Below are 12,614 nucleotides of genomic sequence, written 5' to 3'. Positions count from 1 at the left end.
GGTTTTGCAAGTCGTGGCCGGGGAGATTGTCTGGCTCACCTACTCTGGCAATCCGGCCTCTTGCAACGCGCCGCCAAGAGCGGCCGCGAGCGCCGGCGCACAATTTACGCCAGCAAACTGGCGGCTGTAGCGAAAAGAGGGCTGGAGCTCGAGCACGCGCGCGGCGGCCGCCCTTGCTTCGTCCATCCGGCCAAGTTTGGCGAGCGCGGCCGTCAATTGCACATAAGTGATGCTGTGTGCCGGATTGGCTTGAACGGACTTGTAGGCTGCACGACAGCTATCCTCGTAGCGGCCGCGTAACAAATGACTCATTGCCTGCGCGTCAAACGCGGCCCACGCCCAAGAATCGAACGGGCTTAGCCGTATACCCCGTTCACTCCATTCTATCGCGCGCTCGGCTTCGCCGCCCCATCCGAGGATCACGCTGCCGAGAATATAGGTCAGGGCGGAAGACGGGCTAATGGCGATGGCAGCCTCTAGCGCCGTGAATGCAGCGGCGCGATCGTGCGCGTCCATGCCGATGGAAAATCCGGCCCATGTCAGAGCGAGCGCGTCGTCTTGACCGTAGACAATGGCGGATCGGGCATGGCGGATCGAAGCGGCACGGTTGACCTCCTGCAGACCCGCGCGAAGGAACAAGCAATGGTGACACATCGCGGCATTGCCATGCGCCAGAGCATAAGCGGGCTCGAGCGCGATCGCGCGCTCAAGAAGCGCAAGCGCTCTCGTCACCTGTGTGGGCATGCCTGAATCGACGTCGGGTTGCGCTTGCAGCACGAGATCGTAGGCATCAAGGCTGTCTGGGCGCTTCCGCCTGACACGCTCGATTTCCGCTTTCCGCACGCTCGGCGCAATCGCGCCCACCGCCGATAGCGCGATTTCGTCTTGAAGCGCGAAAATGTCCTCGGAACTGCAGTCGTAGCGCTCGGCCCATACATGCGCGCCGGTCGATGCGTCGATTATCTGCGCGGTCACGCGCACGTTGCCACCGGCCTTGCGCACGCTGCCTTCGAGGACATAGCGCACGCCAAGCTCGCGGCCGACCTGCTTCACGTCCACGGCGTGGCCCTTGTAGGCGAAGGTTGAGTTTCGGGCGATGACGAACAGCCACTTTACGCGCGCAAGGCCGCTAATAATGTCGTCGACCATTCCATCGGCAAGATATTCCTGCTCCGGATCGCCGCTCAGGTTCGAGAATGGCAGAACGGCGATCGAGGGCTTTTCGGGCAGGATGAGTGCCGGTGCGGCGTGGTCGCGTGGCATGTCGGGAACATTTGTGACAACGGTCGGTCCGACATATCGATAGCCGCGTCGTGGCATCGTTTCGATCCAATCTTCGGCATCTGCTTCGGCCAGAACCCGGCGCAAGGCAGCGATTTGAACCGTCAAATTGTTGTCGGCAACCGCCAATCCGGCCCAACCGGCCTCGATCAGCGCGTCCTTCGACACCGGTGCGCCGGCGCTTTCGAGCAGCCGCCGTAGCAGCGCGACGGCGCGACGCCCAAGGATCGTCGGCTCGTCCCCCCGGTATAAAATCCCTGCCGGCGGGTCGAGACGGAACGGGCCGAACTGGTAGATGTCGTTCCCAGTCTTCATTCAGCACTTTTAGCAGATATTTAGGAATGGATTCACGACTTTCCGGCACGGAGCGCCGATCTTGTTGGGTGTTTGCAGAAGCAAGCACGTGGTCAAGGGAGGGTCACATGAGCGCCGATGCCATTATCCGCATGCCCGACGAGAAGAACGGAGTGACACTGCGTGGTCAACCGATGGTCTTCCTCGTTACTGGCGAAAATACCAGGTACACGAGCATGTTCGACTGGACGATTCCGGCGGGGTTCGCCACCGGACGGCATGTTCACCGGGTGCAGGAGGAGACCTTCTATTTGCTTGAGGGCGAATGTGAGTGGCATGTCGGCGACAAGACGATCCACGCGACGCCCGGGACCTATCTGTTCATCCCACCGGGCACGCCGCACAACATCACGAATGTGAGCGAGAAACCGGCGCGCGTGCTGATGACAGTCTCTCCGCCCGGGCACGAGCATTATTTTGAAGAGCTGGAGAAACTCGCGGCGCACGGTGCACCGGATCCAAAGGCACTCGCCGATCTGCGAAATCGCTATGACACGGATCAGCACTCGACTTTGACAACCGGCGCGTAAGCGGCTGCTCTTCCCAATCCTGGGCTGGACCATAGAGCATTCCTTGATGCGGAAGATGCAGCGCGACCGGACTTGGTGACAGTCCGGCGAAGAAATCAGCACAGCATCTCTGCAAGGCTCTCCGGCTTCTTTGCCGGCGGGGCGAGCTCCAGGCCTGACAGAAGGTCGAGCAGATGTTCCTGCATCAGTTCGGCGGCCTTGGCGGCTTCGCCTGCTTCGATCGCGTCGACGAGCGCGTGATGGGCGTGGCTTTCGCAGGTCGTGTCGCGCCGCTTCCAGTAGAGGGCGATAATCAGCGAGGAGTGGGAAACGAGATCACGTACGAAGCTGGTCAGGACGGAATGGCCGGCAATTTCCGCGATACCTACATGAAATCGCGCCGACAGCATGATCGCGTCGCTGTCCCGGCCGGCATGCAGCGCTTCATGCTCCTTTTCGAGATGGTGCCGCAGCAGCAGGACGTCCTCCGGCTTGGCCACTTCCGCCGCAAGGGCGGCGACTCGGGGTTCGATCAGTGCACGCGCCTCGAAGACCTCGCGCGCCTCCCGTGTTGACGGCTGAGCGACAAAGGCACCCCGATTGGGTTCGAGTCGCACGAGACGGTCGTGGGCGAGCGCCTGGAGAGCGGCCCGGATGACCGTGCGGCTGACCGAATAGATCGACGCGAGTTCGTCTTCCGGCAGCTTCGTGCCCGGAGCGAGCCGATGTCCGACGATTGCGTCCCGGAGGCCGTGATAAATCGGCGACCAACGCGTGGCCGGTATCCGACTATGGGATTCCGGATCGCGTGCCGCCGATATATCCGGCGCTTCTGGCGAATTCGTCTTTGATCTCTTGCGCGGGCGGACAACGTCCTTGGACATCCCGATGCATCCTTATCGCAGCTTGTTCAACCCCGGCGACAATGGCGCGTAGTGACCGGCAAATTGCTTGGCGAGCGGGCTGGCGTAACCGCCGACCTTCGAGGTCCTCAGGCCCAAGCTCGATATGGCTTCGGCAAGCCTGACCGCACAGGCCACACCGTCGATCACCGGCACCCCGTGTTCGGTGGAAAGCTGGTGGGCCAAATCGGCCATCCCGGCACAACCGAGTACGATCGCCTCCGCCTTGTCTTCGATGATCGCACGGGAAATTTCAACCGAGATCTTTTGACGGGCTTCAGAACACGGTTCTTCGAGGTCAAGGACGGCGACATCCGATGCCCGCACCTTGGCGCAGCGAGAAGACAGGCCGTATTTCGATAGATTGTGCTCGATCGCAGGCACCGAGCGCGCGAGCGTGGTGACGACGCTGAATTTGCCGGCAATCAGCGTTGCAATGTGAAACGCCGCTTCACCTATTCCGATCACCGGCGCGCTCGTAGCGCAGCGCGCCGCATCGAGCCCTGTATCGTCGAAACAGGCGATCACATAGGCGTCCATATCGCCTGCCTTGAACATCTCGGCGAGAATGCCAGGCACCACGAAGGCCTCGTCGAAATAGCCCTCGATGCTCGGTGGACCGTCCTTCGGATTGACTGCGATGATCTTGGTTCCGGCCGACGCGGCGATTTTCGCGGCCTTGCCGATCTTGTCGGTCATCGAGGTCGTCGTATTGGGGTTTATGACGAGGATGCGCATATTCGGTCCTGCCTACACTTCGCCGCCGAGATAGAGATGTTTGACGCGATCGTCGCTCAGCAAATCCGCCGAGGTTCCGCTGAGCGCAACCCGGCCGGTCGTCAACGCGTAGGCGCGCTGGGAGATACGCAGCGCCATGCGCGAGTTCTGCTCGACAAGCAGAACGCTGACCTTTTCGTCGCGGTTGATGGCCACGATCGAACGCGCGATGTCCTGCACCAGCTTCGGCGCGACGCCGAGTGACGGTTCGTCGAGGAGCAACAGGCGAGGGCGCGCCATCAGGGCTCGCCCGATCGCCAGCATCTGTTGCTCGCCGCCGCTCATCGTGCCTGCCTGTTGCGTGTAGCGCTCCTTAAGTCGCGGGAAACGCGTCAGCACCATGTCCATGCTCTGCCGGATCTCGACCTTGTCGGAGCGGGTAAAGGCGCCCATCAGCAGGTTGTCGCGCACAGTCATGAAAGGGAAGACGCGACGCGCTTCGGGCACCATCGAGATACCCATACGGACGATCTCGTCCGGCGCGACGCCGTCGATGCGGTTGCCGCGATAGCGGATCTCCCCCTTGCGGATCTTTCTGAGGCCGGTGATGGCCCGCAGGATCGACGACTTGCCCGCACCGTTGGCCCCGATCAGGGCGACGGTTTCCCCTTCCTTGACCTCGATCGACACGCCCTTCAGGGCATAGACGTGGTCGTAGTAGAGTTCAACGTCGTCGAATTTGAGGAGCGGTTCCATGGCCTACAATCCGATCGATTCGTCTTCGACACCGAGATAGGCTTCGATGACCTTCGGGTTCTGCTTGATTTCCGCCGGCGTACCCTCGGCGATCTTCAGGCCGAAGTTGAGCACGACGATGCGGTCGGAAATGTTCATGACGGCCGGCATGTCGTGTTCGACCAGGAGCACAGTAAGGCCGCGCTCACGCAGCTTTCTGACGATCTCGACCGCACGCCTGGTCTCGTCGTGATTCATGCCCGCGAAGGGCTCGTCGAGCAGGATCACAGACGGATCGGTGGCAAGGGCGATGGCGATGCCGAGCGCCCGCAAATGCCCGTGGGGCAGGTTGCTGGCGATCTCGCCCTGCATCGTTCCCAACCCGAGAAAGTCGAGGATTTCGTCGGCGGATCTTCCGAACGCGTCCAGATCGCTGCGGGCCGAGGCACTGCCGAAATAGAAGCCGGCGAGGGTGGCGCTCGAGCGCAAGTGATGCGCCGTCACAACATTGTCGCGCACGGTCATGTTCTTGAAGATCGTGGTCTCCTGAAAGGTCCGCACGACGCCCTTGCGTGCGACGACGTGTGGCGACAGGCCGGAGATTTTCTTCCCCTTAAACCTTACTTCGCCTTCGGTCGGCCTGAGGAACGAGGCGACCAGCTTGAACAGCGTCGACTTGCCAGCGCCGTTTGGCCCGATGACCGAAAGGATCTCGCGCTCGCGCACCGAAAAGGAGACATCGTTGACCGCGACGAGCCCGCCGAAACGTTTGGTAAGGCCGATGATTTCGAGAATGTCGGCCATGGCGCTAGAGGCTCCTCTTGCCAGGCAAGGCGAGGCTCAGCAGACCGTTGGGCAGGACCAGCATCAGCAGGATCAGCACGGTCGAAAAGATCAGGAGCTGGTATTCGCCCGTCTGGAACAGCACGTCCCAGCCGAAATAGAGAACAAAGGTTCCAAGCATCGGCCCTAGCACATAGCCGAGCCCGCCAAGGAAACAATTGAGCATGAAATTCACCGAGTCGGCGACCGTGAAGCTCGACGGATAGATTGACTGGGAGATCGACGCGAACATCGCCCCACCCAGACCGCCGAGGAAGGATGAGAGCGCATAGGCGACGACGCGCAGATAGGCGATGTTGACGCCGATCGAAGAGGCGAGCTCCTCGTTCTGCTGCAGTGATTGGCAGAGCTGGCCGATGCGCGAATGGGCAAGCCGATAGAGACCGAGGAAACACAGCGCCATCAGCAATACGGCGACGATGTAGAAGGCGAGCCGGGGATTGGCGAGGCTCGAGAAATCCGGAATGAGAGTGATGCCGAAAAAGCTAATGCCGCTTGGCAGGGGGATGCTGACGATGCCTTTGGCGCCGTTGGTGATCGGTATGGCAAGGGCAAGCAGACGCGCGACTTCCGTCAGCACCAAGGATACCATGGCGAAATAGACGCCGCGCAGGCGCAGTATGGGTAGCCCGATGAGAACGCTCGCCGCTGCACAGAAGAGGCCCGCCAGAGGCAGGGTCAGCCAGAAGGACACACCATAGTTCATCACCAGGATGGCGGAGACATAACCGCCCATCAGCGCGTAGGCGCCCTGGCCGATATTGATGCGGCCGATATAGAAAGTGATCCACACGCCCGCGCTGATGATGCTGAGCAGTGCCACCGAGGTCAGCGTGTAATAGAGATCGGTCCGCCCGGTCGCGTTGATGAGCAACGGCACCCCGACGACAAGAACGATGAGGAAGAGTACGGCCGAGACGATTTTGGGCGTTGCGGATGGTTTCATCGCATCAGCCCCACGGTTTGCCCATCAGCCCGTTCGGGCGGATGCTCAGGAAGATCATCAGCAGCGCGAAAATGGCGAGGTAAGTCACGTCGCCGTATTCGCGCAGCACGGTAAGGCCGACCGATTCCATCATGCCGAGAATGAAGCCGCCGGCAATGGCGCCGGCAACCACGCCGGCGCCGCCGATCATCACCATCAGAAAAGCCTTGATCGAGATCGGTCCGCCGATACCGGAATTGACGCCGGTGATCGTCACCAGCAAGCCGCCAACGACCCCGGCAAGCATCGCTCCGAGCGCGAAGCCGATCATGGAATAGCGCTCGACCTTGACCCCCATCAACTGCGCGGCAATGCGGTCTTGCGCCAGCGCCCGCATGGCTCGGCCCGGTTTGCTGTATTGCATGTAGAGCATGAAGGCGGCGATCATCAGTATCGCGATCACGCCGACGAGGATGCGATCGTAAGGCAAGATCACCCGGTCGGAGATGAAAACGCCGCTGATGATCTTTGGCACGCCACGCTGCTTCTCGCCGAACAGAAGCAGGATGATCGCTTCAAGGAAGAATGCGGTGGCAGCGGCAAGCAGCATCGTGCTTTCCTCGCGCTTGCTGCGTTGGATCACTGGCCGGAAAAGAAACTTCTCCATCAGCGCGCCGACGACCGCGAGCGTCACCCCCGAACAGACCAGCGCAACCACGAAAGGCAGCTTGAGCTGGCCGTAAACCGAGTATGTCACGAAGCCGCCCAGCACGTACATTTGTCCGTGCGCGAAGTTGAGAACGTTCATGAGCGCGAAGATCAGCGTCAAACCGAGCGCGATCAGCGCATACTGCGCGCCCAGATAGAGACCGTTGGCAATGACTTGTTCCATGGCTGCAAATCCGGTCGACGGGAGGTTCGGGACCGGTCCCGAACCTCGATTGACTTTAAATCAAGGTCACGTCAGTCCACTTCGCCGACAAACAAAGTCTTGAAGGTGCCGTTTTCGAACTCGGTCACCACCATCGGTACCGAAACCTGGCGCTTCTGGCCGAAGGAGGTGCTGCCGACATATTTCAGCGTGCTGTTCTTGGCGTAGGGATTGGGTGCGGAGAAGCTGTCGATGGTCTTCTTGAACTCCTCCACGTTGTCGATCGCCTTGGGGTTCGCCTTGAGCGTTTCAATGATGTATTCAAGCGCGTAGACCTTGGTGTTGGACTCATCGTTGTATTCGCCAAACTTCTTGGTGTAGCGTTCGATGAACTCCTCCATCAGGGGCGTACGGATCTCCGGCGTCGAAGCGCCGCCGACCGAGATAAAGCCGTTGGCGAGTTCGCCGGCACCTTCCTGCAGCACGGTCGCGTCCTGCGCCGTTTCCGCCGAGATCAGGCCCTCATAACCGAGTTCGCGTGCAGCGCGGATCAAAAGCGGCGCGTTGGCGGGGGCCACACCGGACAGGACGAGCAGATCCGGCTTCAACTGGACGATAGGCGTCAACACCGGTGTGAAGTCGCGTGTGTCGTTCTGGTAGGTGTCGGTCTCGGCGACAACTTCCAGCCCCAGTTCTTTAGCGGCAGCAACCCCGCTGTCGCGCTGGCTGATCGGGTCGGATTCGTTGGCGGCGATGAAGGCCACCTTCTTCACGCCCTTGTTTTCCTTCAAATATTTATAGATCGCCGGCCCGGACTGATAATTGGCGACCATGCCGAGGATCGCATTCGAGGCCGGTGCGACATAAAGCGATTTCGGGAAGGCGTAGGGGAAATAGATAATCCCCTTGGATTCCGCCACAGGCCGAACGGCTGCCGCGCCGTCATCGACGTTCGGACCGACGACATAATGGATGCCTTCCTGGGCCATCTTCTCCATGCCGGCGATGGCCCGCTTGGGATCCTTCTGGTCGTCAAAGGTCACGATGGTGATTTTGTAGGTGTCCTCGCCGATCTTCACGCCGCCCGTCTCGTTGAGCCAATCTGCGCGTGTCTGCATCGAGCGAACGTTGGATGTGCCCCATGCCGCGGCGGGACCGCTGGTCACGCCGACGAAGCCAATCTTGAGTTCCTTGTTTTCCGCTTGTGCGGGAAGGGTGCTTGCGACTGCAATTGCCAGGATCGAAACGGCGCCGAGCGCCAACGATTTCAATGTCGAGCGTCTGTTGATCATCTCACTCCCCATTTTTGGCATCCGGCACGAATGGCGCGGCGGATCAGAATAAGGAAGCGCTAATGTATCATATTGTCAACATAGTAAGGAAGTATTGTATACGTTGTTTGCGTAAATGGCGTGCGCGGATGCCTTTCGGCGGGCATATCCCTGTGTGGACTGAAATTCCGTGGGCCCGCGGGGCGTCCGTTCGGCGGGTGGCTGTCAAGAAAAGCGAGGTGATCGTCACGGGCGTGAACGAGATCACAAGCATGAACGACTCCACGGCGCACGCCGAGGCCTTGCAAGGTGAGCAGGAGCTGGAACGATTGCCGTTCCAGCTCAGATGCGCGCTACTCCGCGAAATAAGTCAGCCAGTGGCGCGGCTTGTTGTCCGCCAGTTGAGCGACCCGATCGATCTTACTGCTCATCACCCAGGCCATTGGCTGCTGGTGCAGCGGCAACATGATCATTTCGTCCTTGACCATCTGGAGTGCCTTGGTCTGCAGTTCGAGCCGCTTCGTGCGATCCATTTCGGTCGATGCCTGGATGATTAGCTTGTCGATCTCCGGATAGCTCCAGCCACCCCAGTTGAAGACGCCCGCCTTGTCGCTTCTCGTTTCGATCATCTGGAGCAGGATCGAGTAGCTGTCGAGCATCGGCTCGTTCGCCCAGCCGATGATGTAGACGTCAGACAGACCGCCCGTGCGCTTGGGCGCCTGTGCGGCCGTCGGGCCGATGTCGAGCTGCGGCTTGAAACCGGCTCGGCTCAGCATGTTGACGATACTCTGACAAAGCTCCTCCTCATTGACATAAGCCTCGTTCGTGCAGACGAGCGTGAAGGGGAGATCGCTTGCGCCGGCTTCGGCGAGCAGCTTCTTCGACAGTTCGGGATCGAACGGCACCACCGTGTCCAGGGCTTCGACATACCCCGGAATCTCCGGCGCGATGATCGCGCCCGCCGTCCTCGACTTGCCGCGCATGACCCGCTTCTGGATGAGGTCCTTGTCCAGCGCATGGGCGACAGCCTGACGGACAAGCAGATCATTGAACTTGTTGTCAACGCCGTCGGCCAGTTTCGGCTTGCGATTGAAGCCCATCATGATGGTGCGCAGGTCGGTGCGCTCCATGACCTTCAGGTTTGGTTGCGCGACAAGACGCGGAATATCCTGCGCAGGCGCATTCTCGGTGAAGTTGATCTCGCCCGACAACAGTGCGGCTACACGCGTTGCCGCCGAAACGATCGGCGTGAACTCGATGCGATCGATATTGGACTGCGACTTGTCCCACCATTCGTCGTTCTTGACGAGAACGGTCTTGCTGTCAGGCGTGCGGCTCTCGAGCTTGAAAGGACCGGTGCCGTTGGTGTGGTAGGTGGCGTAGCCTTCGATCTTTTTGCCGACATCCGTCGGCTTCAGCGAGTTGTTATCGGTAAGCCAGGTCGCGTCGAAAATGTGGATGTTCGTCAGGTCGTTCAGGAGCAGCGGATAGGGGCCAGTCAGTTCGATATCGACGGTGTGGTCGTCGACCTTCTTCGCCGACTTGTAGGCCGGAAGGTTGCCGCGGAGCGGAGACGCCGGATCGCTGACGCGAGTGAGAGAGGCGATCACGTCATCCGCAGTGAAGTCGGCGCCATCGTGGAACTTGACGCCGTCGCGCAGATGGAACCGCCAGACCGTATCCGATACGGTCTCCCAGGACGTCGCCAGCGCCGGCTCGATCTTCAAATTGGCGTCATAGCGGACAAGCCCCTCATAGACGTGGTTGAGGAAGGAGAGCGTGTAGCTGTCGCCATAGGAGTAAGGATCGAGCGAATAGATGTCGCGCGAGGCGCTCCATTTGAGCGTTTCCGCATGGACAGCCGCGGAAAGCAAAGCCGACACGACGGCTGCTAGGGCCAATTTCTTGAGCATTCTGCAGTTCTCCTTGGTTGAGGTCGCCTGTCCCGTTTGGTCGGGGTCTTCGTTTTTAGAGGCAAGGACGGCTCGCAGGCCGTCATCTACGGATCAGCCGTTGGCGCGCCGTTGTCGGCGCACGCTTGAGCTGCTCAGTCTTGTTGTTCGTCGGTTGCCGGTGCAGCGGGATCGTGGCCGATTCACCCGTGGCCTGCTTGTGCGCTACCGTTCGACCGTCGGACGTTTTTGGCGGTCGATCTCTTTGGTTCGTGCGGGAGTGAGGGCGTCAGACGCAGCTTGACACGTAGCGCTGTTCGGAACGCCAAATCCGGTTGCTGTCAGTCGGCAGGCCGCGCGAATATCGCCCCGAACTCAGTCCAAGGTCGGGTGTGCACGCGTGGGATGTGAGAAGGTGTCGCGCTGGCCAGCCCAGCGGAGTGTATTGGCGTAAAAGTCCATCGCCAAAAGCCCCGGCGATAGGGTCTTTCAAAGACTTGCATCAACACTGCTCCTCCCAGCTCGTGCCTGCCGATCGGTACCATTGCACAGCGAGGATATTTGTCAACGTTCTTGTCGACAATTATGAGTACTATTTGCAATGAGTTTGTTGACAATCGAAGTGACTGGATCTCGCCCTGCCAGAGGTGCGCTCCGGTATCGATCTCCTCAAGCCCGGTCCGGGGCGTCCCGGGCGAGCACGAAGCCGATCTTGAGGCGATCCGTCGCCGTTGCGTTGGATTTCATATTCGTGGTCATTGCAAGCCTACCTCACTGCCCGCATCTTGGGTGTCGTGCTCGGGCGGGTGTCGCGGTCGAGAGGGTATCGGAAGTCACCCTGCAATCGCTCTTCACCGGGTTTTACAGCCCGTGGTTCATCCCTCGCGTCCCGCGCGCAATTCCTGTAATCGGATCACCGAGTTTATCCCGAGCCAGGCAAAGGGTTCAGGTGGGAGCCGGGTTGGGCCACGGTGATCCATGTATTCTTCGAGTTCCCGTGAGACCGTCCTCGTCGCCAGGTCGGCGGCCATCATGCCGGCAAGGGTGCTCTTGACGGTACCAAGTCCGTTTTCGCAGCACGCGGAAAACAGCCCATCCTCGATCTCGCCAAATGCCGGCACGTGGTTGAGACTGAGGCAAAGGCGACCTGCCCAACTGTGCTCGAACGGTATGCCCGTGAGGTCAGGGAATCTCGCATCCATCGAACGTCGATGCGCATGCGCCATTTTCGAGATGCGACTTTCTGAAAGCGCGACCGTCGTGTCATAGGTGTACTTGGTGCGGATGACGATGCGCGACTGACCACCGGACGTGATCTTGCGCACGGTGGCTCCCATTGCGTCGGCCGGAAGCAAAGCCCAGCGATCCCGGCCGGACGCCTTATGTCCGCTGTCGTCGGCCGCAAACGGCGCCGTCATGGAGGCGTAAGCGAAGATGTGAATCAGCCGCCTGCCGAAATGCCCGAAGTCTTCCACATGACCGTTGACACCCAGGATGACCTTGGGAGCACTGACCGATCCGCGGGCCGCCGTCGCCGTCCAGATTCCATCGTCGCGTTTGAGCGAGGTTACGGGAGTGCGTTCGAAGAGATCGACATGGTGGGAAAGCCCAGCAGCGAATTGGCGCACATAGTCCGCCGGTTGGATCAGGACTGCCCCGGGCGTATAGAGACCGCCGAGGTAATAGTGCGATCCCGTGATCTCCCGCATCTCTGCAGCGTCGAGGAAGGTGTGCTTCTCGCCCGCCGCTGCAAGGGACTGGCCAAAGCTCCTATTGAGCCTCATGCCGCGGGCTGTCGCAGCCGCGTTGATCTTGCCTGCGGGATCAAAGGTCTCGCGCGACATCCCGTAGGCTTCCGCCGCGCGTTTGGCGAACTCGATGGCGTTACGGTTCTGCGCCATTTCGCGGCGCGTGGTATCCGCGCTTCCGCTCGAATATTCGCTCGATGACAGATTGTGGGGCACATCGATCATGTAGCCTGAGTTTCGGCCCGACGTTCCCTTGCCGACTTCACTCGCTTCAAGAATGACGATCTTGTCGTCGGGTCGCAGTTGCAGCAGGCGGCGTGCTGCCGAAAGGCCGGCAAAACCGGCGCCGATGACCAGCCAATCGGCGTTTACGTTGCCGTCGAGAGGGCGGACGGGGAACGAACGTTGGCTGATCGCCTCCCAGCCCGAGATGCCGTTCTCGACAGGCAGGCGTTTGACGAGCCGCGTGATCATCGGATCGGCTCGTTCATCGATAGAAGGGACCACCTGCCGGACCCCATGGCGGGCGATTGAACGCGCTCGGCGATCGCCATGTTTTTGGCTGC

Annotated in this window: 11 protein-coding genes; 1 reads left to right on the top strand and 10 read right to left on the bottom strand. The window is 60.4% G+C overall.

Going from position 1 to position 12,614, the window contains the following annotated elements; genetic code table 11:
• Window positions 1–39: 39 nt before the first annotated feature.
• On the bottom strand, window positions 40–1,596 hold the full coding sequence (locus AC1Z3V_RS02845) for a winged helix-turn-helix domain-containing tetratricopeptide repeat protein (protein WP_483497112.1): 1,557 nt from the start codon (window positions 1,594–1,596) through the stop codon (window positions 40–42).
• Window positions 1,597–1,703: 107 nt separating this feature from the next.
• On the opposite strand from AC1Z3V_RS02845, the gene AC1Z3V_RS02840 reads away from it, so the two are divergent.
• Window positions 1,704–2,165, top strand: a complete 462-nt coding sequence (locus AC1Z3V_RS02840) for a cupin domain-containing protein (RefSeq protein WP_483497111.1) — start codon at window positions 1,704–1,706, stop codon at window positions 2,163–2,165.
• Window positions 2,166–2,260: 95 nt separating this feature from the next.
• Here AC1Z3V_RS02840 and AC1Z3V_RS02835 read toward each other — a convergent pair whose 3' ends face one another.
• From AC1Z3V_RS02835 to AC1Z3V_RS02795, 9 genes are all read right to left on the bottom strand, one after another.
• Window positions 2,261–3,028, bottom strand: a complete 768-nt coding sequence (locus tag AC1Z3V_RS02835) for a GntR family transcriptional regulator (RefSeq protein ID WP_483497109.1) — start codon at window positions 3,026–3,028, stop codon at window positions 2,261–2,263.
• A gap of 12 nt (window positions 3,029–3,040) precedes the next feature.
• Window positions 3,041–3,784: an aspartate/glutamate racemase family protein gene (locus AC1Z3V_RS02830; protein ID WP_483497108.1), complete on the bottom strand. Its 744-nt coding sequence runs from the start codon at window positions 3,782–3,784 to the stop codon at window positions 3,041–3,043.
• Window positions 3,785–3,796: 12 nt separating this feature from the next.
• Window positions 3,797–4,519: an ABC transporter ATP-binding protein gene (locus AC1Z3V_RS02825; RefSeq protein ID WP_483497107.1), complete on the bottom strand. Its 723-nt coding sequence runs from the start codon at window positions 4,517–4,519 to the stop codon at window positions 3,797–3,799.
• Window positions 4,520–4,522: 3 nt separating this feature from the next.
• Window positions 4,523–5,302, bottom strand: coding sequence for an ABC transporter ATP-binding protein (locus AC1Z3V_RS02820; protein ID WP_483497106.1), 780 nt, complete (start codon window positions 5,300–5,302; stop codon window positions 4,523–4,525).
• Window positions 5,303–5,306: 4 nt separating this feature from the next.
• The gene (locus AC1Z3V_RS02815) at window positions 5,307–6,287 is read right to left on the bottom strand and encodes a branched-chain amino acid ABC transporter permease (RefSeq protein WP_483497105.1); all 981 of its coding nucleotides are present in this window, start codon (window positions 6,285–6,287) and stop codon (window positions 5,307–5,309) included.
• Between the two features lie 4 nt (window positions 6,288–6,291).
• Window positions 6,292–7,158 (bottom strand): branched-chain amino acid ABC transporter permease, encoded by an 867-nt coding sequence (locus tag AC1Z3V_RS02810; RefSeq protein WP_483497104.1) that lies wholly within the window; start codon window positions 7,156–7,158, stop codon window positions 6,292–6,294.
• A 71-nt stretch (window positions 7,159–7,229) separates the two neighbouring features.
• Window positions 7,230–8,429, bottom strand: a complete 1,200-nt coding sequence (locus tag AC1Z3V_RS02805) for an ABC transporter substrate-binding protein (RefSeq protein ID WP_483497103.1) — start codon at window positions 8,427–8,429, stop codon at window positions 7,230–7,232.
• Between the two features lie 332 nt (window positions 8,430–8,761).
• The gene (locus AC1Z3V_RS02800; protein WP_483497102.1) at window positions 8,762–10,321 is read right to left on the bottom strand and encodes an ABC transporter substrate-binding protein; all 1,560 of its coding nucleotides are present in this window, start codon (window positions 10,319–10,321) and stop codon (window positions 8,762–8,764) included.
• An 854-nt stretch (window positions 10,322–11,175) separates the two neighbouring features.
• Window positions 11,176–12,522 carry an NAD(P)/FAD-dependent oxidoreductase gene (locus AC1Z3V_RS02795; protein ID WP_483497101.1) on the bottom strand — a complete coding sequence of 449 codons (1,347 nt, stop codon included), beginning with the start codon at window positions 12,520–12,522 and terminating at the stop codon, window positions 11,176–11,178.
• Window positions 12,523–12,614: the final 92 nt, after the last annotated feature.

It is taken from the genome of Ensifer sp. 38_S197, assembly GCF_056924495.1.
Note: the sequence above shows the minus strand (reverse complement) of the source record. Positions and strands in the feature narration are given on the sequence as shown.

Excerpts from the sequence above, each read along its gene's own strand:
- AC1Z3V_RS02835 (WP_483497109.1), bottom strand. The coding sequence starts at position 3,028 with ATGTCCAAGGACGTTGTCCGCCCGCGCAAGAGATCAAAGACGAATTCG.
- AC1Z3V_RS02815 (WP_483497105.1), bottom strand. The coding sequence starts at position 6,287 with ATGAAACCATCCGCAACGCCCAAAATCGTCTCGGCCGTACTCTTCCTC.
- AC1Z3V_RS02800 (WP_483497102.1), bottom strand. The coding sequence starts at position 10,321 with ATGCTCAAGAAATTGGCCCTAGCAGCCGTCGTGTCGGCTTTGCTTTCC.
- AC1Z3V_RS02845 (WP_483497112.1), bottom strand. The coding sequence starts at position 1,596 with ATGAAGACTGGGAACGACATCTACCAGTTCGGCCCGTTCCGTCTCGAC.
- AC1Z3V_RS02795 (WP_483497101.1), bottom strand. The coding sequence starts at position 12,522 with ATGATCACGCGGCTCGTCAAACGCCTGCCTGTCGAGAACGGCATCTCG.
- AC1Z3V_RS02840 (WP_483497111.1), top strand. The coding sequence starts at position 1,704 with ATGAGCGCCGATGCCATTATCCGCATGCCCGACGAGAAGAACGGAGTG.
- AC1Z3V_RS02825 (WP_483497107.1), bottom strand. The coding sequence starts at position 4,519 with ATGGAACCGCTCCTCAAATTCGACGACGTTGAACTCTACTACGACCAC.
- AC1Z3V_RS02805 (WP_483497103.1), bottom strand. The coding sequence starts at position 8,429 with ATGATCAACAGACGCTCGACATTGAAATCGTTGGCGCTCGGCGCCGTT.
- AC1Z3V_RS02830 (WP_483497108.1), bottom strand. The coding sequence starts at position 3,784 with ATGCGCATCCTCGTCATAAACCCCAATACGACGACCTCGATGACCGAC.
- AC1Z3V_RS02820 (WP_483497106.1), bottom strand. The coding sequence starts at position 5,302 with ATGGCCGACATTCTCGAAATCATCGGCCTTACCAAACGTTTCGGCGGG.
- AC1Z3V_RS02810 (WP_483497104.1), bottom strand. The coding sequence starts at position 7,158 with ATGGAACAAGTCATTGCCAACGGTCTCTATCTGGGCGCGCAGTATGCG.